The sequence below is a fragment of the Rubidibacter lacunae KORDI 51-2 genome, from assembly GCF_000473895.1.
GTDB lineage: Bacteria > Cyanobacteriota > Cyanobacteriia > Cyanobacteriales > Rubidibacteraceae > Rubidibacter > Rubidibacter lacunae.
This window is the reverse complement of sequence record NZ_ASSJ01000049.1, coordinates 75,102-97,609: the sequence shown is the minus strand read 5'-3', so window position 1 is coordinate 97,609 and position 22,508 is coordinate 75,102. Positions and strand designations below refer to the sequence as shown.

The 22,508-nt window shown below is 57.9% G+C and carries 20 protein-coding genes; 13 read left to right on the top strand and 7 right to left on the bottom strand.

The window, feature by feature from the left end:
• The first annotated feature begins 42 nt into the window (after nucleotides 1-42).
• The 7 genes from KR51_RS08930 (at nucleotide 43) to KR51_RS08900 (ending at nucleotide 6,476) form a co-directional block, all read left to right on the top strand.
• Nucleotides 43-381, top strand: coding sequence for a carbon dioxide-concentrating mechanism protein CcmK (locus KR51_RS08930; RefSeq protein WP_022606976.1), 339 nt, complete (start codon nucleotides 43-45; stop codon nucleotides 379-381).
• Nucleotides 381-680, top strand: a complete 300-nt coding sequence (locus tag KR51_RS08925; RefSeq protein WP_022606974.1) for a EutN/CcmL family microcompartment protein — start codon at nucleotides 381-383, stop codon at nucleotides 678-680. The genes KR51_RS08930 and KR51_RS08925 overlap by 1 nt, the downstream gene beginning before the upstream one ends.
• Nucleotides 681-796: 116 nt before the next feature.
• Nucleotides 797-2,857, top strand: coding sequence for a ribulose bisphosphate carboxylase small subunit (locus KR51_RS08920; protein WP_022606972.1), 2,061 nt, complete (start codon nucleotides 797-799; stop codon nucleotides 2,855-2,857).
• A 60-nt stretch (nucleotides 2,858-2,917) separates the two neighbouring features.
• Nucleotides 2,918-3,559 (top strand): LbetaH domain-containing protein, encoded by a 642-nt coding sequence (locus KR51_RS17500; protein WP_022606970.1) that lies wholly within the window; start codon nucleotides 2,918-2,920, stop codon nucleotides 3,557-3,559.
• Between the two features lie 570 nt (nucleotides 3,560-4,129).
• Nucleotides 4,130-5,545, top strand: a complete 1,416-nt coding sequence (locus KR51_RS08910) for a form I ribulose bisphosphate carboxylase large subunit (RefSeq protein WP_022606968.1) — start codon at nucleotides 4,130-4,132, stop codon at nucleotides 5,543-5,545.
• Nucleotides 5,546-5,593: 48 nt separating this feature from the next.
• Entirely contained in the window at nucleotides 5,594-6,073 is a 480-nt protein-coding gene (locus KR51_RS08905) for a chaperonin family protein RbcX (protein ID WP_022606966.1), read from the top strand.
• 67 nt (nucleotides 6,074-6,140) lie between these two features.
• Complete coding sequence (locus KR51_RS08900; protein WP_022606964.1) at nucleotides 6,141-6,476, top strand: ribulose bisphosphate carboxylase small subunit; 336 nt, start codon at nucleotides 6,141-6,143, stop codon at nucleotides 6,474-6,476.
• A gap of 213 nt (nucleotides 6,477-6,689) precedes the next feature.
• Here the strand turns inward: KR51_RS08900 and ccmS are convergent, their stop codons facing one another.
• Nucleotides 6,690-7,115: a beta-carboxysome assembly chaperone CcmS gene (ccmS, locus tag KR51_RS08895; RefSeq protein ID WP_022606962.1), complete on the bottom strand. Its 426-nt coding sequence runs from the start codon at nucleotides 7,113-7,115 to the stop codon at nucleotides 6,690-6,692.
• A gap of 223 nt (nucleotides 7,116-7,338) precedes the next feature.
• Between ccmS and KR51_RS08890 the strand changes: the two genes are divergently transcribed.
• The 5 genes from KR51_RS08890 (at nucleotide 7,339) to glyQ (ending at nucleotide 13,023) form a co-directional block, all read left to right on the top strand.
• Complete coding sequence (locus KR51_RS08890; protein WP_198016740.1) at nucleotides 7,339-8,061, top strand: BMC domain-containing protein; 723 nt, start codon at nucleotides 7,339-7,341, stop codon at nucleotides 8,059-8,061.
• Nucleotides 8,062-8,978: 917 nt separating this feature from the next.
• A complete protein-coding gene (locus KR51_RS08885) occupies nucleotides 8,979-10,832 on the top strand; it encodes a serine/threonine phosphatase (RefSeq protein WP_022606958.1) in 1,854 nt (617 codons plus the stop codon).
• Between the two features lie 135 nt (nucleotides 10,833-10,967).
• On the top strand, nucleotides 10,968-11,156 hold the full coding sequence (gene psbZ, locus KR51_RS08880) for a photosystem II reaction center protein PsbZ (protein WP_022606956.1): 189 nt from the start codon (nucleotides 10,968-10,970) through the stop codon (nucleotides 11,154-11,156).
• A gap of 339 nt (nucleotides 11,157-11,495) precedes the next feature.
• The gene (gene ribH, locus KR51_RS08875; protein WP_022606954.1) at nucleotides 11,496-12,080 is read left to right on the top strand and encodes a 6,7-dimethyl-8-ribityllumazine synthase; all 585 of its coding nucleotides are present in this window, start codon (nucleotides 11,496-11,498) and stop codon (nucleotides 12,078-12,080) included.
• A gap of 40 nt (nucleotides 12,081-12,120) precedes the next feature.
• On the top strand, nucleotides 12,121-13,023 hold the full coding sequence (glyQ, locus tag KR51_RS08870) for a glycine--tRNA ligase subunit alpha (RefSeq protein WP_022606952.1): 903 nt from the start codon (nucleotides 12,121-12,123) through the stop codon (nucleotides 13,021-13,023).
• Nucleotides 13,024-13,393: 370 nt separating this feature from the next.
• Here the strand turns inward: glyQ and KR51_RS08860 are convergent, their stop codons facing one another.
• Both KR51_RS08860 and KR51_RS08855 read right to left on the bottom strand, forming a co-directional pair.
• Nucleotides 13,394-14,620 carry a DUF790 family protein gene (locus tag KR51_RS08860; protein ID WP_022606949.1) on the bottom strand — a complete coding sequence of 409 codons (1,227 nt, stop codon included), beginning with the start codon at nucleotides 14,618-14,620 and terminating at the stop codon, nucleotides 13,394-13,396.
• A 96-nt stretch (nucleotides 14,621-14,716) separates the two neighbouring features.
• Entirely contained in the window at nucleotides 14,717-15,121 is a 405-nt protein-coding gene (locus KR51_RS08855; RefSeq protein WP_022606946.1) for an NINE protein, read from the bottom strand.
• Nucleotides 15,122-15,384: 263 nt separating this feature from the next.
• Between KR51_RS08855 and KR51_RS08850 the strand changes: the two genes are divergently transcribed.
• Nucleotides 15,385-15,705, top strand: a complete 321-nt coding sequence (locus KR51_RS08850; RefSeq protein WP_022606944.1) for a DUF1825 family protein — start codon at nucleotides 15,385-15,387, stop codon at nucleotides 15,703-15,705.
• Nucleotides 15,706-15,761: 56 nt separating this feature from the next.
• On the opposite strand, the gene KR51_RS08845 is transcribed toward KR51_RS08850, so the two are convergent.
• The 4 genes from KR51_RS08845 to KR51_RS08830 form a co-directional block, all read right to left on the bottom strand.
• Nucleotides 15,762-16,637 carry an alpha/beta fold hydrolase gene (locus tag KR51_RS08845; RefSeq protein ID WP_022606942.1) on the bottom strand — a complete coding sequence of 292 codons (876 nt, stop codon included), beginning with the start codon at nucleotides 16,635-16,637 and terminating at the stop codon, nucleotides 15,762-15,764.
• Nucleotides 16,634-17,443 (bottom strand): SWIM zinc finger family protein, encoded by an 810-nt coding sequence (locus tag KR51_RS08840; RefSeq protein WP_408638106.1) that lies wholly within the window; start codon nucleotides 17,441-17,443, stop codon nucleotides 16,634-16,636. The genes KR51_RS08845 and KR51_RS08840 overlap by 4 nt, the downstream gene beginning before the upstream one ends.
• A gap of 169 nt (nucleotides 17,444-17,612) precedes the next feature.
• A complete protein-coding gene (gene mnmG, locus KR51_RS08835) occupies nucleotides 17,613-19,517 on the bottom strand; it encodes a tRNA uridine-5-carboxymethylaminomethyl(34) synthesis enzyme MnmG (RefSeq protein ID WP_022606939.1) in 1,905 nt (634 codons plus the stop codon).
• Between the two features lie 167 nt (nucleotides 19,518-19,684).
• Nucleotides 19,685-22,414, bottom strand: a complete 2,730-nt coding sequence (locus KR51_RS08830; RefSeq protein ID WP_022606937.1) for a valine--tRNA ligase — start codon at nucleotides 22,412-22,414, stop codon at nucleotides 19,685-19,687.
• Nucleotides 22,415-22,508 lie beyond the last annotated feature (94 nt).

Genomic DNA, 22,508 nt, shown 5'->3' with positions numbered 1-22,508 from the left:
GGACGCACGCGGAAGTACACAACGATATTTAAGGAGGAGCATATGGCAGTTGCAGTTGGAATGATCGAAACGCTGGGTTTCCCGGCTGTGGTTGAAGCCGCAGACGCAATGGTGAAGGCTGCTCGCGTCACGCTTGTCGGCTACGAAAAGATTGGCAGCGGTCGTGTCACGGTCATCGTTCGCGGTGACGTCTCCGAGGTTCAGGCCTCCGTCAGTGCGGGAACCGAGTCGGTCAAGCGCGTCAACGGCGGTCAGGTTCTCTCGACGCACATCATTGCCCGTCCCCACGAAAACCTGGAGTACGTGCTCCCGATTCGCTACACCGAGGCTGTGGAGCAATTCCGCGAAGGGGTTGGTTCGCCGCGACCGATCGGACGCTAATGCAGATCGCGCGCGTTTGCGGCACGGTAGTCGGCACGCACAAACTTCCCAGCCTGACCGGCGTGAAATTCTTGCTATTGCAGCTTGTAGATCTCGACGGTCGGGTGCTCCCAGAGTACGAGGTCGCGGCCGATCCGGTGGGGGCAGGCATCGGTGAATGGGTGTTGGTGGCACGCGGGAGCGCTGCCCGTCAGGACGACCGGAGCGATCGGCGACCGCTCGATGCTTTGGTCGTTGCCATCATCGATACGGTCAGCGGTGAAAATGGCCGCATCTACAGCAAGAGTGACAGTTACTGAAGCGGACAACCTTCGGGCATGGTAGTTGCCGGTCGAACGGGTCCGCAATCCCGATAGTTTGCCAAGCGCCAGCAGGGCAAGTTAGCCAGCAGACCCCAGCCCCGACCGAGCTATCGATGCAATGGGAGATCGAGAAGACTATGAAAGCCTACAGCCAGCCTGCCCCGCCAACCCCCTGGTCCCACGACCTAGCCAAACCTGAGGTTGACGAATCCGCATTCGTTCATTCGTTTTCCAATTTGATCGGCGACGTCCGCGTGGGTGCCGGCGTGTTGGTTGCTCCCGGCACGTCTATCCGCGCCGACGAGGGTTCCCCGTTTGCGATCGGGTCGGGGACTAACATTCAGGACGGCGTAGTCGTCCACGGTTTAGAGCAAGGGCGTGTCGTCGGCGATGACGGCAATAGTTATTCGGTCTGGATCGGTCGCGATGCGTGTATTACGCACATGGCGTTAATCCACGGGCCGGCTTACGTTGGTGACAAATGCTTTATCGGTTTCCGCTCGACGGTATTCAACGCCCGCGTCGGTGCCGGTTGCATTGTCATGATGCACGCCCTGATTCAGGACGTGGAAATTCCCCCAGGTAAATACGTGCCCTCGGGTGCGGTCATTACCACGCAGCAGCAAGCCGACCGGCTGCCGGACGTACGTCCCGGCGACGAGAAGTTTGCCCGTCACGTGGTTGAAGTCAATGAAGCGCTGCGCGCGGGCTATCGGTGCGCGAGCGACGAAGCTTGTATTCGCAATGTTCGCGATTCGGAGGTACCGGAGATGAGCAGCAACAACGGAAACGGAAACGGCCGCTACGGTGGCAGTGCGCTATTGAGCGACGAGGCGATCGCACAGATTCGGTCCCTGCTCGCACAAGGCTATCGCATCGGAGCGGAATACGCCGACCAGCGGCGCTTCCGCGTCAACTCTTGGCAAAGTTGCCCGCCGATCCTCAGCCAGCGCGAGTCCGAGGCAATCGCGACGCTAGAGGGATATCTTGCCGAGCACGCTGGCGAGTACGTTCGCGCGATCGGCATCGATCCGGCAGCCAAGCGGCGCGTGCTAGAGATGACGGTGCAATACCCCAATGGCAAACCCGCACCAGTGCGCGGTGCGACAAAAATTGCTGCCCGCGCGACAAATGGAGCTGTCGGTAACGGAAACGGTGCGAGAAGTGCTGGCTTCGGAGACGATTTGGTCGGACAGGTCCGTTCGCTGCTAGCAAGCGGCTGCCGCGTCGGGTACGAGTACGCCGACGACCGCCGCTTCCGCCGCAATTCGTGGCAGAGCGGCACGCCGATTCAGTCCCAGACCATCGACCGCGTCATGGCCGAGCTTCAAACCGGTATTGCCGAGCACGCTGGCGATTACGTGCGCTTGCTGGGCGTCGATCCGCGAGCCAAGCGCCGCGTTGCCGAAGTCTTGATTCACAAGCCGGGAGCCGCAGCGACCGTTGCCCGCGGTGGTGGGTCGGCAGTTAACGGCCGTCAAAGTATCCCGAGCAATGGTGCGTTCCGCGAAGCCGCTCTCGATACCGCCATTGTGGAGTGGTTGCGCGCGCCGGTAGCTCAAGGTTGCCGGATTGCTACGGAGTATGCCGATCCGCGTCGCTTCCGAGTTAATTCCTGGCAGAGCGAGCCGCCACTCACGTCAGCAAGCTTGCAACAGGTAGTGTCGGAGCTCGCCGCGCGCGTGCAGGCTCACCCCGGCGAGTACGTTCGCGCGATCGCTATTGACGCCAACGTTAAGCGCCGTGTCGGTCAATTGGTCGTGCAACGACCGAACGGCAAAGTCTCCACCTCTGCGGGTTCATTCAATGGAGGCTCCGCTAACTCTTTCAACAGCTTCGGGAGCAGCAACGGCAACGGCCATGGCAATGGACTGAGCAATGGCAATGGCTACAGCCGCGCGATCGACAGCACGCGGCTGGGCCGCGAAACGCTGGAACAAGTGCGGTCGCTCTTGGCTCAGGGGTACCAAATCGGCACGGAACATGCCGACAAGCGCCGCTTTCGCGTCAACTCTTGGCAAAGCTGCTCGCCGATTCAGTCCGAACGCGAGCGCGATGTAGTTGCCGCTCTAGAAGCTTGTTTGGACGAGCACCAGGGCGAATACGTTCGCTTGTTGGGCATCGATCCGAAAGCCAAACGGCGCGTACTCGAAACCACAATCCAGCGTCCGTAAACTGCATTTGCAGCTGCGACGGACCTCTACGCTCGCCGCACGCGAGGCACTTACACCGCCATGCTCTTGCCCTCCCTGCCAACGGTCATTCGTCGCGACGCTTGTATTTGCGGTGACGTTACGGTGAGCGATCGCGCCACGATTTCGCCAGGGGCCGTGCTCCAAGCCGCCCCCGGCAGTCGAATTGTCATTGGCGATGGTGCGTGCATCGGAGCAGGAGCGGTGTTGAGTGCCTGCGGCGGCACGATCGCAATCGAGACCGGCGCCATGTTAGGCGCAGGGGTGTTGGTGTTTGGGTGGGGGACGATCGGTAAATACGCTTGCATCGGAACGGCCGCAACGATTTACCAAACTGACGTTGCGGCAACAGTTGCGATCGCCGCCGGACAGATCTTCGGCGACCCCACGCTTCCCAACAGTAACCCGGCGCAGCCGCCAGCTGCTGCGGACGAAGCCGAGGACGCTCCCGCAGCTAGAGCAGAGGAGCCGCCGCCATCGCCGCCGGCCGCTGCCACCGACTCCAACGATGCAGAGGCGAGCGACGCCGACAAAGCAACAGACACTAAATCATCAGCTACCAATGCCCGGGCGGAGGGCAATGGGTCGGCTACGCGTAACGGCCATATCGACGTTACTATCTACGGCCGCAGTTATGTTGAAAGCTTAATATCGACCATTTTCCCGCATCGCAATCAGCCATAAACTCACGCGATCGCTTTTAAGGCAATCGCAATAGTTTTGATTTTGCCGACGTGTATTTGATTGTGGCGATGCACTAGCCAAACTGTGAATTTTTGTAAACCAGTCGAGCATTCTCAGTCCGAAAGATTGTCGGCGCAAATTCATTTAAGTCCAACACTTTCCACTACTGGGCTGACACAGCTTAGTGGTGGTTTGATAAATAGGATACTGAGTGATTGCTCTTATGGTTCGAATCGCTCTATTCTCGGTGGAGAGGGGGTTCTCGTTGCAGATACCATCTTTCTGCTAGAGGTTCTAAGCTTCGGTGTTGGTTGCGTTGGCGTTACGATTGATAACTAAAACGGATTTAATAAAAAATTAATCTTGATAGCTATGTGCGTACACCCTCGTGTTAAAGTGTGAACTGATGAACAGCGCTAACTCACGACGGAACCGAGCGTCGGTTTGCTGAGTTTTCGGGAGGTGCATTGTTCGCACGGGCATCTCTGGCGCGCAAGAGCACGCGAGCGCTCCTTCTCAGACTTGCACGAACTTAGCTTCAAACGACTTCTCATCAGGAGCACAGAGGACATGGTACAAGCTAAATCCAAAGGGTTTCAGGCTGGGGTAAAAGATTATGCCCTGACCTATTACACTCCCGACTACACTCCGAAAGAAACCGATATTTTGGCGGCATTTCGCGTGACGCCGCAGCCAGGGGTTCCACCGGAAGAAGCTGGCGCAGCGGTAGCAGCAGAATCGTCTACCGGTACCTGGACGACGGTATGGACCGACGGTCTGACAGACCTCGATCGCTACAAGGGTCGCTGCTACGATATCGAGTCGGTGCCCGGAGAAGACAACCAGTACTTCATGTTCGTGGCATATCCCCTCGACCTGTTCGAGGAAGGCTCCGTCACCAACATGCTGACTTCGATCGTCGGCAATGTCTTCGGTTTCAAAGCACTGAAAGCACTGCGACTGGAAGATCTGCGCATTCCGGTCGCTTACATGAAGACCTTCCAAGGTCCGCCCCACGGCATCACTGTCGAGCGCGATCTGCTCAACAAGTACGGTCGTCCGCTGTTGGGCTGCACGATCAAGCCGAAGCTGGGTCTCTCTGCGAAGAACTACGGTCGCGCTGTCTACGAGTGTTTGCGCGGCGGTCTTGACTTCACCAAAGACGATGAGAACATCAACTCGCAACCGTTCATGCGCTGGCGCGATCGCTTCCTGTTCGTCGCCGAAGCCGTGAAGAAGGCGGAAGCCGAGACCGGCGAAGTGAAGGGTCACTACCTGAACGTCACCGCGCCCACGTGCGAAGAGATGATGAAGCGCGCGGAGTTCGTCAAAGAGTGCGAGATGCCGATCTTGATGCACGACTATCTGACCGGCGGCTTCACGGCGAACACCACCCTGGCACGCTGGTGCCGCGACAACGGCGTGCTGATGCACATCCACCGCGCCATGCACGCGGTCATCGACCGTCAGAAGAACCATGGCATGCACTTCCGCGTGCTCGCTAAGTGCTTGCGCATGTCGGGTGGCGACCACCTGCACACCGGTACCGTTGTGGGCAAACTGGAAGGCGATCGCGCCATCACCATGGGCTTCGTAGACCTGATTCGCGAGGACCACATCGAAGAGGATCGCGAGCGCGGCATCTTCTTCACCCAGGACTGGGCGTCGATGGCTGGCGTGATGCCGGTAGCATCGGGTGGCATTCACATCTGGCACATGCCGGCGCTGGTGGACATCTTCGGAGACGACTCCTGCTTGCAGTTTGGCGGCGGTACCCTCGGTCACCCCTGGGGCAACGCACCGGGCGCAACGGCCAACCGCGTCGCGCTGGAAGCTTGCATCCAAGCGCGTAACGAAGGTCGTAACCTGGCCCGCGAAGGCAACGACGTCATCCGCGAAGCCGCTCGCTGGAGCCCCGAGCTGAAAGTGGCGTGCGAGCTCTGGAAGGAAATCAAGTTCGAGTACGAGACGGTCGACACGCTCTAAGCACGCGATCGCGTCCAGACCGATTCCGGCCCGCGCAGGAGGCTTCGATTGGATTTAGACCGCATTGTCCGCGAGACGGCCAAGACGCTGCAAGATTATCTGACCTACCAAGCCGTACGCCAGATTATCGCCCAGCTGTCGGAAACCAACCCCCCGCAAGCGATTTGGCTGCGGCAGTTCTCGGACGGCAGCGGCAAATTCCAAGACAGCGAAGCCTACTTGCAATCCCTTATCGTCGAGCGCAAAGATTTGGTGTTGCGGATCCTTACCGTCCGCGAGCACATTGCCGAACGCCTCGGGGACGGGCTGATGGATTTGGTGCGCACTCGTCTGCGCGAGAGCAACCGCGTCACGCGCTGTCAGCTGCTCGAGCGCCTCACGCAAGTGCAATCCGACTCGGCAGAGCCGCTCTCGGAGGTCCCGCCGCCAGATGCGCCGTCAGCCGAGAAGCCAGCTCCCGAACCGCCGACCGATGCCGCCCGCAGCGATGACGACCCGCCTGCCAGCGATGGTGAGGCTGCTACCTGAGCGCTGCCAGTGCTTGTTTCCTCCGACCGATTCGCACTTTTCGTACATTACCTACGAGATTGGATCCATGAAGACGTTACCTAAAGAGCGCCGCTACGAAACCCTGTCCTATCTGCCGCCGCTGACCGACCAGCAGATTGCCAAGCAGATTCAGTTCATGCTGGAGAAAGGCTTTATTCCAGCGGTGGAATTTGAAGAGGAGCCCACGCCCTACAACCACCACTGGACGCTGTGGAAGCTGCCGTTGTTCGATGCCACCTCGGCGCAGGAAGTCGTTAACGAAGTACGCGAGTGCCGTTCTGAGAATCCGAATTCTTACATTCGCGTCATCGGCTTCGACAACATCCGTCAGTGCCAGATGGTTAGCTTCATCGTGTACAAGCCGGACGCCATTCGTTACTAACGATCGCGGCTGATTCGAACGCCTGCGGGTGGCGCGGAAGATCTTGTTTCTTCCTGCCACCCGCTCGTCTTTAGGGCAATTCTCGTTCGGGAATTTGTCGTTAGGGAAGTTATCGAAGGGGGCTATGAAGCCCGTCCGCTAAATGCCGTCCGGTCGATGCAGGTGCTCGGTTGCCCGAGCTCGGTGTCGCTCCGCGAGCTTGGTACCTGCAATTTAGTTCTGTAGCTGAACTTGTAACTCGCGTTCTAATTCAGTTAGCAGTGTATCGAGGTCGCAGTCGACTTGAGCGAAGCAATCGGGTGGAGCCAGGTCGGGTTCGTAGTTGACGAGTTTAATTTGCCCTTCTCCGATCGCGATCAGCAGCACTTCTTTTTCGGGCTTGTGGCCGTCGACAATTCCGAGAAGTTCGCGAAGCATGCCATTAGCATTGCGGTTGAGAGTTTCGAGTGCCTCGCGCGTGCAGGAGACAAAATGCGGCTGCGGCCGTAAATCGATGCCGATAGTAACCGGACGATCTCCCCATTCTTGCTGTAAACCCCAACAGAGCGCTGCTAGTTCGCGGGCGCGAATCTGGGCAAAGCGATCGAGGTGCGATCGCCAATCGGGAGGGCGTTGCTGTGAATCGTTTTGTGCGAACATGCCGTCTGGTATGGCTAGGTATTCGTGCGTATTGGATGTGAGTTTCGATTTGTATTTTTATTGTCCTAGGCTTATCGCACCGGCCGCCGAGTTTTGTTGGGCCAGTTAAGATTTCATTATGGAACAACCAGCTGCCATGCTTTCGACCGAGAACCGCCAGCCTCCTCCTAGCAACGGCGCACTGGGCAGCCGCCAGCGCCCCCAAAGCGACGGTGCTTTAGGCATGGTCTCGACCCGCAGCTTCCCCGCCATCGTTGGCACGGCAGACATGATGCTTAAATCTGCTGACGTGACGCTGGTCGGGTACGAAAAGATCGGCAGCGGTTATTGCACGGCAATCGTGCGCGGTCGGACGGCTGATGTGCGCTTGGCGGTTGAGGAAGGTGCCAAGACGGCGGCCCAGTTTGGGCAGTTGGTCCAGAAGATAGTCATGGCTCGCCCGATGCCCAACCTAGAGGCGATTTTTCCCATTGGAACGCGACTGGCAGAGCTCGCACAGCAGGAGCGCGGGTACAGTCGGCTAAGCAATCGCGCGATCGGCCTATTAGAAACACGCGGCTTCCCAGCCATGGTCGGAGCAGCGGATGCCATGCTCAAGTCGGCCGACGTGCAGCTTGCTGCTTACGAAACCATCGGCGACGGCTTGTGCACTGCGATCGTGCGTGGAACGGTTGCCAACGTGGCGGTGGCAGTCGATGCGGGCATGGCTGAAGCCGAGCGCATCGGCGAACTCAATGCTGTGATGGTGATTCCTCGCTTGCTAGAAGATCTAGAGCGAATGCTGCCGATCGCCAGCTGCTGGCTCGATCGCCCCGAACCGCTGCCAGCACTGATTCCGCGCGACGTCACCGAACGCCCTGCGCTCAACCTACCCGAATATGAAACGGTTCCTCTGCCCTTAAAGCAGGAGGAAGAGCAACAGCAAACATTCGAGCAACTCGATTAGCCTCGACATTGCGTGCCACGCTACTGCACGCAGGATATAAGCAACTGGGAACTCACTCCCCAGCGATTACCGGACAAAAAAGGAGGAGATGAAGTTTCGAGTTTTGTTAAGAGGCTAATGCCATCTTGGAACTATAGGTATTCGGCACAGCCTTAGGGCTGTGGGCGATCGCTCAAAGCAATTTGCCGAACGAGCAGTGCGAATTCATCGTCGCCGAGGCATCCGAGAGCAGTTTCGAGGGACTCGCGATGGGTTGCGGTCGTTTAAGAGTCAGCAATTGACTGGACCAGAAATCACAGGTGTTGGACGAGCCGATCGAGATTTTCAAAATTGCGGTGCGTTTGCCCAGTAGAATTTCGATCGTGCGTCGAACAGGCAGATCGCGCTCGAATTCAGAACAGAGAGCGTCTGGCTCGGGAGCGGGTTAAATTGGCAGATCCTGCAAGGCGCAATATACCGTCGGTTCGCGTAAGTTGATGGGACTCTCGCTCCTAATAAGTTATAAGCTGCAGCCCTGCAAGGATTAACAATTGATGCGCTAGGTCAAACAGACTGCAGAGCACGAGCAATACTAATTTATTGATTTAAGCTTACCGATACTTGCAAAACTGATACCTGCAGAAGCAGTTAAAATCAGACAATTTGCCACATCCTCGATATGGGAACGTTTGAGGGGAGGGGAGCGTTTGAGGGCTTTCGGTTTTTACTTGGATTTGAAGATCGCTCGCCGCAATCGTCCGGACAACCACTCGCCTGCGGTCTTTGGTATGACCTGGATTGAGCTTATGCTAGGCGATCGAAAGCAGTCTAACCACCTTAATTTCCCATAATTTCAGTGAGGCGCACCCGCGTGAAGTCGAGCTAAACTGGCGTACGAAGTTGCCTGTTGCGCGCAGCCCACTGCGATCGTCCCCGCTATGCTGATTTGTCCGCAGTGCCAGTTCGAAAACGCTCTCAATGCGGAAATTTGTCAGAGCTGCGGAACGTCTCTGACTCACGCGCCGTGCCCCGATTGCGGTGCGGATGTGGCGCGGCGCGACCTTATTTGTAGCAATTGCGGCGCGCAGACCGGCACTACATTACTAGCGATCTTAACTCCCCTTACACCCCGTTTTGAGGATGCACTGGGTCCGAGTACCCTTCCGATGCGGTCGCTAAAGTTTGCCGGCACGTTTGCTTCTGGTGCTAGCTATCTCGACACTAAACAGCGCTATCGATTGCTGGGGACGCCGCCTGCCGAAGTAGGTCCGGCGCGCGCGCGCGTCCTCGACGAACAGCCGCTCCAGCGCACCGGCCTCGATATCCTTGGCAGTCAGTGTCTTGGCAACAGTCGAGAGGTCTTTCAAACCCACGTCGCACCGTACCTGCAACTTGCCAAACATCTCATGCCGTCTATTCCCGCCATCCGTGAAGCCTGGCAATCGGGCGATCGCGTTGCGGTGTTAGTCAACGACCGTAGCGATTGGTCGATGTTGAGTGAGATCTGGGTGCGCGATCGGCCACCGCTGATGGAATTGCTGTGGTGGTTGGCAGCTATGGGCAAGCTTTGGCAGCCCCTCGGCGAAGTTGGCTGCCAACAGAGTCTGCTCGTTGCAGAGAACTTACGCCTCGATGAAGACCGGGTGTTGTGCTTGTGCCAGCTTTATCCCGATCCACCTAGGACTCGACTGTCGCTTCAGGATTTAGGCAGGCTCTGGCAGGGGTTTCATGCTAGATGCAACCGACTGGAAAAGCCCCTCCTGGCTCAACTCTGCGACGATTTGGCCGGCGGCGCGATCGCGACGGTAGAGCAGTTACAGCAATCCCTCCAGTCACTCGCGATGCAAGCTGGAAATGTTAGTGCGGGGGACGCTCGTGTCCCATTTGCCAGCGACGATGGTTGGGATGGAAGCGACGTGAAAACGGCAGCTCTCACCGGCTCCGAAGACGTCCCAACTGTCGCCCTGCCGCTACAGGTGCTCGCGCTGAGCGATGCTGGCTGTACTGATATCGGCCGCCGCCGCGAGCATAACGAGGATTTTTTCGGGATGGAAAGTCTCTGGGAGCGCCATGAGACTCCGCTCCAAGGTAGCGCCCGCGCGCGCGGGCTTTACATCGTCTGCGACGGTATGGGCGGTCACGCTGCCGGCGAAGTTGCCAGCCGCATGGCAGTAGAGTCCTTGCTGGAGTATTTCCACGATCGCTGGCACGATCGCCTACCCGATGAAGACACCGTGTGTGAGGGCATACTGACTGCCAACGAGAAGATTTTCGCGATCAACCAGGCGCAGTCTAGCTCGGGACTGGCGCGAATGGGCACGACCCTCGTGTTGGCGCTCGTACAGGACACGCAAGTTGCGATCGCGCACGTCGGGGACAGTCGGATCTATCGCGTGACTCGCAAACACGGTTTAGAGCAGCTCTCGGTCGATCACGAGGTCGGGCAGCGCGACATTCGACGCGGCGTCGATCCCGAACTTGCCTACAACCGACCCGATGCATTTCAGCTCACGCAAGCCCTCGGTCCGCGCGAAAGCAATTCAATTTCTCCGGAAATCCAGACCCTTGATGTGACCGAAGACACGCTGCTGCTGCTGTGCTCCGATGGCTTATCCGATCGCAACTTGCTCGAGTTGCATGCCGACGATTACCTCGTTCCGCTGCTCGGCTCAAAAGCCGATATCCGTCAGGGACTGCAAGCGTTGGTCGATTTTGCAAACGAATATAACGGTCACGATAACATCACGGCAATCTTGGTGCGCCTGAAGGTGCGCCCGCAGGTACATTCTTAGCGATTCTCGAAACGCAGCGTTCTTGCCTGCAGCAGACAGCAGGACAGGATTTCTGGTAGCTTATTTTCTAGGATACGTTCGCGTGTGGTTGAGGTACGCGTTCATAAGATTGCTGTTTGGGGAGAACCTGAAAAAATGTCGATTTTGTTCCAAGTATCGCTAGCAGCGTTGGTGCTTTTGTCTTTCCTGATGGTGGTTGGAGTACCCGTTGCGTATGCTTCACCGCAGAGTTGGAGTGCCTCGAAGCCGCTGCTGTTTGTTGGGTCCGGGCTGTGGGTGGTACTCGTCATCCTGGTCGGCTTGCTCAACTTTTTTGTGGTTTAGTGATTCATACAGTCTCAAGCCGGGGTTTCCGAGTCGACGCGGTTCCTCGGTTTGACCCTAACCGGTCTACCTGCAGGGACTCTACTAACGCTTTCTTATAACTCGGTCGTGCCCGCGTTCGGAATTTGCATCCGATCTGCAAAGCTGCTGAACTCCAGCCTTCTCCCGTTGACTGGCAATTGGTCTTGTTTGGGTCACGAGCTGTAACTCCCAGTAGAATCTTCACTCCCGAACCGAGTTGCGCAGACTGAGGTGGTGCTCTCGCTCCCTTGTGGACGGCCGCAGCGGGCAGCACATGCGAGGGGCTCTGGACTTTACGCGCATTCGAGCGCTTCTCTTATGGCTGTTTTTGAAGGATCGTTTGCCGATGCTGGATCCGCGCGGTTCGCGATCGCGATCGGCCGGTTTAACGACTTGGTTACGGGCAAGCTACTCGCGGGTTGTCAGGATTGTCTCAAGCGCCACGGCGTTGATGTCAGCCCGGACAGCACGCAGGTCGATTATGCTTGGGTGCCGGGTAGCTTCGAGCTACCGATCGTTGCCCGCCAGCTGGCACTCTCGGGGCGTTACGATGCCATCATTTGTCTGGGTGCGATTATTCGCGGTCAGACTCCGCATTTCGATTACGTCGCGAATGAAGTGGCTAAAGGCATTGCCGCGATCGCCTTTCAAACGGGGGTGCCGACCATTTTTGGGGTCTTAACAGCCGACACGATGCAGCAGGCGCTGGAACGCGCAGGCATCAAGAGCAATCACGGCTGGGGATATGCTATGAACGCGCTGGAAATGGCCAGTCTCATGCGCCAGATCGAGCCCCGCACGCCAGCATTTTTCGAAGAGGGCTCGACGCGGGTGCTGCCGCGTTCGGCGGAAGACGAGCTGCCAGCAACATCCGATCCCTCAGTCCAGCGCTACGACGGCTAGCGCGACCGGCCCGTTGCCGCTCGACCCATCGGAGGTAACCGTGTCTGCATTTTTTCAATCGTTTATTGCTACGCTGAACGAGTTTTGGGGTGCTCGCGGTTGCGCGCTCGTGCAGCCCTATGACACGGAAAAAGGGGCGGGAACGATGAGTCCCCATACCTTCTTGCGTGCGATCGGACCCGAACCGTGGTCGGTCGCCTACGTGGAACCGTGTCGTCGCCCGTCTGACGGTCGCTACGGCGAAAATCCCAACCGCTTTCAGCAGTACTACCAATACCAAGTTCTGATTAAGCCGTCGCCGGCAGGCATTCAAGAGCTGTATTTGGAATCGCTGCGAGCATTGGGAATTCATCCCGAAGACCACGACATTCGCTTCGTGGAAGACAACTGGGAAGCTCCGACGTTGGGAGCGTGGGGCGTGGGCTGGGAAGTCTGGCTCGACGGCATGGAAATCACTCAATTCACGTATTTCCAGCAGTGCGGCGGCATCGACTGCCAACCGGTGTCGATCGAGATTACTTACGGGCTCGAGCGCTTGGCGATGTACCTGCAGGATGTAGACGCGATCGCTAAAATCCAATGGAACGATCGCCTCACCTACGGAGACGTGCACTTGCAGGGAGAGATCGAGCAGTGCGTCTACAACTTCGAGGCGTCGGACCCGGAAATGTTATTCGAGCTGTTCGGGCTATACGAGGGTGAAGCAAGGCGGCTTTGCGATCGCGGGTTGGTGCTGCCGGGTCTCGATTACGTCCTCAAGTGTTCGCATACATTTAATCTGCTCGACGCCCGCGGCGCCATTTCGGTGACGGAGCGCGCGCGCTATATCGGGCGCATCCGTTCGCTGGCAAGGAAGGTGGCGGCGAGTTATCTCCAGCAGCGAGAGGAGTTAGGGTTTCCGTTGCTGAAAGGCGATGCAGCACTGATCGGTGCGGCAGGATAGCGAATACCCCAAACCATTGGGAGCGATCGCTTGACATTCAGCCGTCAACCGGGAATGAGTCGACATCTGCGATCGCACCTAAGCCGAGCTTGGATGATTGATGCGTCTTCACGCTGTTGAATCGAACATCGCTGGCGTCGGATCGGACATCAAAGGTGTTGAATCGATTATTGCTGGCGTCGACTCGGACAACGCCGATGTTGAATCGACCCTCGCCGGCGTCGGATCGACGCTGCTGCTATTGCCCGCGTCCACTCCCCGCGAGCGGGCAGATCCCGAATCGCGGTTTTGGTGTTGGGGCACCTTCGCGATCGCAGCCAACAAATGGGTGCTCGTTTACAGTCCGGAAAGGAACGGCAACGCCCAATGCTCAGGACCTGTCGGATGCGATTGCCTCCAGGACGGCTTTCGGAGCGAGCTTGTCTTTGAACCAAACCACGCGGGCGGGCAGTTGCGCCGTGTTAATCTCGGCTTTTTCTAAGTTCAAACGCTCGGAAATCGCCAGCACCAGGTTTGGAATGTTGGCGCGGCGGACTTTTGCGAATTTGCGCCGCAGGTACTCCAACCGCCAGTAGCCGACAATTTCTAACAAAAAACTGCGTCCGTCGGGATGCACGAGTCTAAAGTCGGGAATCATCACGCTACCGGGGATTGGAACCAAATCGACTTCGCGCTCCAGCTGCCAGGGTGTCTTCATTTTTGCCCAGCGCTTGGCAAACGATTCTTCCAACAAACTGTCGAACGGCTTGCCCGGCGGGTAGTGACTGGTTAAACTGCAGTCGCTGTCGAGCTGGAAATATCCCTGTCGCCGCGTGCCATCGAAGGGATTGCGCCGATTGAGTTCGGCCTTGAGGCTCCAGCGGGTGACGTGCAGCAATGCCGGAATCAGTTTTGCCAGTGAAAGACCGTAGCGCGTACTGGCTTTGAACAAACTGGCCGGACCGTCGATCGCGATTGTGAACCCGCAGTCCGCATCGCCTTCGATATACGCCATCAACTGAAACAGCTTGAGATAGCGAAACAGTAGCTTGTATTCGCCGGGGTCGTTCCGGTGAACGTCGATCGCGACGTGGGTAGCGCGGTAAAAAATCCCCTGCACCTGTGCAAGGTTGTAGCGCTGGAGCAAGCCCTCGGGGGTTGGCGCGTCAAATTGAGTCAGGATGCGGTTTGCTTGGAGATCTGCATACAGCCCGGTTGCAATGTCGGCTGGCAATACCTCGCGACCGAGTTCGCGGCTGAGAGCGTGGCTCAGTTCTTCTAGCGTGCGATCGCGGCGATCTCGGCTCGGCAAGCGTTCGGCCGCGGCCGCAAAGACGCGCTCGCGCAGCAGCAGCGGCTCCAGCGGGCTGACGACCTCAAACGTAGCGAAACTGTTTTTGAGCAGGTGCGCCAAACCCCGCCGCAAACGGTAGTCCGGGCTGTCACCTTCCAGGTCGAGGAGCTGGGCGTCGAGCGCCGCTTGCGTATTGCCAACCGCCGCTTGAAAGCAAGCGATCGATGCGAGTGCGAGGTCGCGGTGCCGAGCATCGAGCGGCAGGTGTTTGGGCGCAACCGACTCGCCGTTCTGACGGTGGACGAGCAGATTGCTCGGCAGCATAGCGGTTTGCAGTTGGTAAACGTTGGATGAACCGGAGTCGCGATCGCCTTGTAGCGGAGCGACGCAGGTTCTCTTCAGGATTCTATTCAGGGGAATCTATTCAGTGGCGATGCAATCGAGAAGTTGACGGCGCTTTTGCTCGAACTCGCATTCGGAGAGCAATCCTTCTTGCCGCAGGCGATCGAGCTGGCGGATCGCATCGGCGGCGGCGCCGACTTGTGTTGGGTCGAAGGTGGACTGTGCCGAGGTGATGGGGACGTCTGGATTAAAACGGCGATCGAACTCTGTCTCGCCCTGTAATAGGTACCATACAGCTTCTACCCCACTCGCCACATGGGGAATCGGCGTCCAAAACAATGCCAAATAAGCCGCGCCCCATACCGGCTGACCGAGGTAGAACTTATGCAGTCCTGCGAGCGGCGTCACCGTACCGACCAGGGCTAGCACCGCCGAGAGCTTGGGGTTCTTGGGTTGTTGGAACCAATGCTGGAGCGCAGTCATAGCCGTGCAGATCCGCAATCGCGCGGGCAAGAAGGGTCATTATTAATGATAGAACCGGTAACACTGGGAGAGTGCCAACAGGCGATCGCGCGGGATACGGAAAACCGACTTGATGGTGGCTTCGGCGCTCTTCTAGAATTTTCATTGAAGTCTGGTCCGGTTAAATACTCGCACAGGACTTGCAATCCGTTTGTTAACAAATGGTGCCGGTTTCGTTACTGGAACGGCATGGATACATCAAAGACCTCGTTGGCACAACCATTATGGGATTTTTCGATTCGGATGTCGTACAAGCAGAAGCCAAACAACTGTTTGAAGACTATCAAGCCCTCGTGCAGCTAGGCGGACAGTACGGTAAATTCGATCGCGATGGCAAGATCATGTACATCGACCGCATGGAAGCGCTGATGGAGCGCTACCGGATTTTCATGAAGCGCTTCGAGCTGTCTGAGGATTTTATGGCTCGCATGTCCGTAGAGCAACTCAAAACACAGCTCCAACAAGTGGGCATGACCCCGCAACAAATGTTCGACCAAATGCAGGCTACGTTAGAGCGCATGAAGTCGGAAATTCCTGACCTCTAAGCCCCGGACTCTAGTTCTAAATCTTCGATCGAAGTGACTGGGGCTAGCGAGTGTACTCAGGAGGGACCATTTGCACCGGCGCGCGATCGCTCCGAACAGCCGCCAACAACATCGGGACGCGCGTGCAGCCAGGCATCCACATCATCGAGTACGCGCACCGGTACTTCCCAGGGAAACAGGTGCGCAGTGTCCGGATAGCAGCACCACTGGCAATCCGGCAGGAGATCGGCGGTGGCGCGACTGGCAGCTGCCGCGATATGGCGGTCTTCTGCACCCATCAGGACTAAGCAGGGAACTTCAATACGGTTGAGGTTGGCACTGCGATCGTAGCCAGCACGAATCGCCCTATCCAATGCCTGCTGGGCGTGGCGCGAAGTTTGTAGATAAGCAGCAACCCCTTCTTCGGCGAGGTAGCGATAGGTGGCGGGCGTGTGCTGCTGCACGAGATAGCGGAAGAGCGATCGCTGCCCGAACTGCTGGATGTTCCATTCCCAACCGGGTTTGAGCCAGTTCAGCACGCCAGCAATGCCGGTGTAGAGCAAGTCGAGTTTGGAGATGGGCGGGTGAGTGCCGCGCGGTCTCGCGGCCGAGGCCACGAGGATCGTGCCACTAAAACGCTGAGGCTGAGCCAAGATCGATTCCAACGCTAGGATGCCGCCGAGCGACCACCCAACCAACAGACAGCGCTCGATATCGAGGCGATCGAGCAACGCGGTCAGATCGTCGAGGTGATCGTGCATGACGAATGGTGCGGATACTTGACTCCGCCCGTAGCCCCGAAGATCCGGCGCGATCGTTCGATAACGCGGTGCCAGATGCTCTACAAACACCCCCATACTGCGTCCGCGTCCGGGATGTCCGTGCAGGCACAGGATCGGATACCCCGCACCCGCAGTCTCGACGTGGGCGATCGCGCCGGCAAATTGAGTCATGTTGCGGCTTCGGATGCTTCGGGTTTTGGAGCGGACTCCCGAGCGCGTTCGAAGGTTTGCTGCACTAGCATGCGCACCGCCCGGGCTTCTTCTGCCGGCAGCGGCAGCCATCCCAATAACTCCAACACAGTACTGTTGTCTTGAGCTGCGATCGCCGCCAATGACGAATCGAGGGGTTCGTCGTAATGCCAGAATCGATTGAGGAGAAGGGTTTTATCGTCAGGATCTGAAGGTTCGGCAACAGCATTGTCCGCAATGGCTGCCTCGACGGGCGGCGCTTTTGGTGCGGATTGCGATCGCCGCTCGCGAATGGCATCGAGAATTTGCTCGCGCGAGCGCCCGCGTAATTGAAATAATACAAAGGGATCTTCGCTGAGGCGATCGCCGAGCTCGTAATACACTGCTGCAATGTGCTTGCACGGATTTTCTGGGTCGGGACAGCTGCAACGCGAATGTACTTCTGACAGCGAAAATGGAAATAAACTAGCCCCACTCGCTACAAACGCGTCATCCACATCCTCCGGCATCTCGCTTGCTAGCAATTGTGCGGAATATCTGGCTTTCTGGGCGAGATTGTCGATGATGACATCCCAATCCTTATTGCTAAAGCGATCGAGCCAAATTGCCAATTCGTAGGGTTCTTCCGCACTCCCTTGTACGATTGCTTTGACTTGCGCATCCTCGAATTTGATGCTGAGAATGTAGCCCTCCCGGGCATAGCGTCGACCGCGCTCCAAACGTTTTTTGAAGCGATATTTTTCAAGTAAGTCGAGCCAGCGCAGCACCCACCATTCGCGATGCGGAATGTCAAAACTCGTCATCATCTCAATTGAGGACCGAATATATCGGCCCGTCAAGTAGTGTTATGAACGCGTCTCTCAAGCTTAGCGCTTGTTGCCAATTTACTGGCGAGTGGCTCAAGCCCCCACACATCGCCCTCCAGCCGCAGCAACGCGATCGCGTTATGTCAGAAACCTAGGCTCGGACGGGAGCGGGGCGCGAACGGAGCTCCAGATACACCAGCAGCGCGTTGATATCGGCCGGGTTGACGCCGCCAATGCGCGTTGCTTGACCCACGGTAAGCGGACGTACTTTCCGCAGCTTTTCACGCGCTTCCATCGACAGGGTCTGGATCGCGGTGTAGTCGAGGTCGGGCGGTAGTTTGCGCCCTTCGTTGCGCGCGATTTGGTCGATTTGGGCTTGCTGGCGCTGGATGTAGCCGGAGTATTTGAGGTCGATTTCCGCCCCTTCGCGTTCGGCACGCTCGAGGTTGCCGTCGCCCAACCCATAATGGTCCAAGTCGGCGTAATGGAATCCCGGCCGTCGCAACAGGTCCGCCAGGGTTGCCGAGTTTTTGATGCGCTGTCCGGTTGCCTCAACGATCGCCATGCCAATGGCATCGTGCTCCTTAACCCGTAGGGTTTGCAGGCGCTCTTTCTCAGCAGCAATGCGTGCTTGCTTGCGTTGAAACAGCTCCCAGCGGCGATCGTCGATCAGCCCGATGTCGCGACCGAGGGGTGTCAGGCGGCGATCGGCGTTGTCCGACCGCAATAGCAAGCGATATTCCGAACGCGAGGTGAGCATGCGATAGGGTTCGCGCAGCTCTTTGGTGCATAAATCGTCGATCAGCGTGCCGAGGTAGCTGTGCTCGCGCGGGAAGACAATTGCGTCGCGATCGCGGGCAAAACGTGCGGCGTTGATACCAGCAACGAGCCCCTGCGCGGCAGCTTCTTCATAACCCGTCGTGCCGTTGAGTTGCCCCGCACAAAACAGTCCGGCAACCTGCTTGGTCATCAGCGTCGGGAAGCATTGCGTAGCTGGCAAATAGTCGTATTCGACGGCGTAGGCCGGGCGCAGCATCGTGCAGCTTTCTAAGCCGGGAAGCGATCGCAACATCTGCAGTTGCAAGTTCTCTGGCAATCCTGTTGAGAAACCTTGAATATACAGTTCGGGAATGTCGCGCCCTTCTGGCTCGATGAAGATTTGGTGGCTTTCCTTATCGGCAAAGCGCACGATTTTGTCTTCGATGCTCGGGCAGTAACGCGGTCCTTTGGCATCGACCCACCCGCCATACACGGGCGACAAATGCAGGTTGTCGCGAATCAGGCGATGGGTTTCAGAGGTGGTGCGTGTCAGGTAGCACGGCATCTGCTCGCGCTCGACCCAGACGTCCGGATCGAAGCTGAACCAACGCAGGTCCTTGTCCGGCAGCTGCGGTTCGAGCTTGCTGGTGTCGACCGATCGCTTGTCTACGCGTGCGGGTGTACCGGTCTTAAGGCGATCGGTTTCAAACCCCAATCGTTGCAGAGTGTCGGTCAGACCGACGGCGGCAAACTCTCCGGCTCGACCGGCGGGCATGGACTTGTTGCCGACCCAAATCCGACCGCCGAGGAAGGTGCCCGTGGTCAAGACGACGGCGTTTGCTTTGAAGTTCGCACCGAAGTAGGTTTGAACGCCGATGACGTCGCCGTTTCGCCCGATCGCTAAGTCGGTAGCCATTCCTTCGCGCAGCACCAAGTTCTCTTGATTCTCGACGATGCGACGCATGACGGCAGCGTATTCGCGCTTGTCCGTCTGCGCCCGCAGCGCCCATACAGCTGGACCGCGCGAGGCATTCAGCACGCGCTTTTGCAAATAGGTGCGATCGGTCATCTTGCCGATTTCGCCCCCGAGCGCGTCGACTTCGTGGGTGAGTTGCGATTTTGCCGGACCGCCAACGGCCGGATTGCACGGCTGCCAGGCAATCTTGTCCAGATTCAGCGTCAGCATCAGCGTGCGACAGCCCAATCGCGCTGCGGCCAGAGCCGCCTCGCAGCCTGCATGTCCAGCACCGACGACGACGACATCGAACTCGTCTTGAAATTCCACCGGAGAAGTCACGGCTAAAGTTCGTACCTACAGAGTCTTCAACAGAGTCTCTAAGCCGATTGTAACGAGTGCAGATCGTACCCCCGATGCTGTCGGGCAGGGCAGTGAACGTGCCAGACATCGTGAAGCGATCGCCTAAGTCGCGGCGATCGCGTTCGTTCGGAGACGAAAAACGCTCGTTACAGGCGCTGCAAACGGTCTCGCAAAATTGCGTGCTGCTTTTCGAGTTCGGCTAACTCGTCGCGCGCGCCCTGCACGACGGCTGCAGGGGCTTTGTTTGCGAAGTTCGGGTTGTCCAAGCGCTTTGATAGCGACTGGATTTGACCGCCAATTTTACCGAGGTTCTTTTCGATCTTGGCGTGCAACGCATCGATATCGGCCAAGCCGCCGAGGGGAATCAACACCTGCACCGTGCCGACCACGCCCGCGATCGCCTGCTTCAGTTCGGTTTCCAAAGCAGGGACAATGCTGAGAGTTTCGACTTTCGCGAGATCCTTGATGTAGGCACTGCCGCGGGTAAGGATGTCGCGTTCGCGATCGCTATCGCTTTGCAGCACGGCGGTGACGGCAACGCCCGGCTTGATGTCGGCTTCGGCGCGCAGATTGCGCAAGACGCGGATCGTACCGAAGAGCAGCTCGAAATCCATTTCCAGATCGGGAGCGACGAGTGCGGGATCGGGCTGTGGGTAGGGTTGCGTTGCTAGGGAGATGCTGTCGGTTGGTTGTGCCAACGCGTGCCAGAGTTCTTCGGTGACGTGCGGCATGAAGGGGTGCAAGAGTTTAAGGATACCGTCGAGCACGAAGGCGATCGTTTGTTGTGCCACGAGGCGCGAGGTGGCGTCGCTGCCCGATCGCAACCGCGATTTGGTCAGCTCGATGTACCAATCGCAGAAGTCACCCCAAATGAATCCGTACAAACCTTGGGCGGCTTCGCCGAGTCCGTAGGCTTCGATATGGTCGCGAGTTTGCTGCACGATCCGGAAGTAACGGGACAGAAGCCAGCGATCGCTCAGCTCCAGTTGCTCTGTTACCGGTTGTCCGAGCTGCTGCGGTGTTTTGCCCTCCAGGTTCATCAACACGAAGCGCGACGCATTCCACAGCTTGTTGGCAAAGTTGCGGGCGGCTTCAACCGAGCTGGATTCGTCTTTTTTGCGATCGTATTGCAGGCTGATGTCTTGCCCGGCCCCGGTCACCTCTTTAATCAGCGCGTAGCGCAGCGCATCGGCACCGTACTTATCGGTCATCAGCAGCGGATCGATCCCGTTGCCGGACGATTTCGACATTTTCTTGCCGTTCTCGTCGCGGACGAGTCCGTGGATGTAGACATCCGTGAAGGGCATTTTGTCGGTAAACTGCCCCGCCATCATCGTCATGCGCGCCACCCAGAAGAAGATGATGTCGAAACCCGTGATCAGGACGTTCGTCGGATAGTATGCGGCGAGGTCGTCGGTTGCGTCCGGCCAGCCCAGCGTCGAAAACGGCCATAATCCCGACGAGAACCAGGTGTCAAGAACGTCGGGGTCGCGTTCGAGTTGGGCGTCGGGACCGAACGTGGCGATCGCCTGCTGCTGCGCCTCTTCCTCATTGTCAGCAACCACAAACGGCGTGTCGTTGGCGATCGCCCCACCGGTTTCGCTAACGACATACCACGCGGGGATTTGATGTCCCCACCACAACTGCCGCGAAATGCACCAATCGTTCAGACGCACCAACCAGTCGCGATAGACTTTCTTCCAGCGTTCGGGTACGAAGAACGGCGAGTTGTCGGCGTCGAGGTCGTTGAGAGCGCGTTTGGCAAGGGGCTTAATCTTGACGAACCATTGCGTCGAAATCAGCGGCTCGACCGGCACCTTGCCGCGATCGCTGTAGGGAACTTTGTGAGCGTAGTCTTCAATCTCAGCGAGCGCGCCGAGGTCGCGGAGGCGATCGACGACTTTCTGGCGCGCGTCAAAGCGGTCCAATTCGGCAAATGCACCCGCGTTTTCGTTGAGCGTGCCGTCCTCATTCATGATGTTGATAAACGGCAGATCGTGGCGCTTGCCCATCTCGAAGTCGTTGTGGTCGTGGGCGGGCGTAATCTTCACGCAACCGGTGCCGAATTCCATGTCTACGTAATCGTCGGCGATGACGGGAATCTCGCGACCGACGATCGGCAACTTTACGTACTTTCCGATGAAATCGCGGTAGCGATCGTCGTTGGGATTCACCGCCACGGCCGTGTCGCCGAGCATTGTTTCGGGGCGGGTCGTGGCCACTTCCACGCTGCCGCTGCCATCAACAAGCGGGTACCTGAAATGCCAAAGATGGCCGTTGACTTCTTTGGGTTCGACTTCGAGATCCGACACGGCCGATCGCGAGGCCGGGCACCAGTTGACCATGTACTGACCGCGGTAGATCGACCCCAGTTCGTACAGTTTGATGAAAGCGGCGCGCACGGCTTTCGAAAGTCCATCATCCATCGTGAAGCGCTCGCGGCTCCAGTCGGCAGAAAGACCCAGACGCTTGAGCTGTCCGACAATGTCGCCGCCGGATTCAGTCCGCCATTGCCAGGCCCTTTTCAGGAAAGCGTCCCGGCCGATCGCGAACCGATCCGTGCCCTCGGCTTTGAGCTGGCGATCGAGGATTGCCTGAACGGCGATGCTGGCGTGGTCTGTGCCGGGCAGGCAAAGAGTATTGTTCCCGCGCATCCGGTGGTAGCGCACCGGCACGTCGATCAATGCGGACTCGAAGGCATGCCCCATGTGCAAACGTCCCGTCACGTTGGGGGGCGGGATAACGATGCAATAACGCTCGCCGTCGCGGCCGGGGTCGGCGCGGAAGACCTGATGGGTTTCCCAGAATTTTTGCCACTTTGCTTCGGTGGCGATCGGGTCGTATTGGCTCGGCAGTGTCGGGGCAGTTGCGGTCATAGCGGAAGCGCTGGGATCTCTGCGGGAATTTGTGAAATTTTATGTTCGCATTGTGCCATGTTTCCCCAGCGCACCGTCGATCGCTCGACAATCC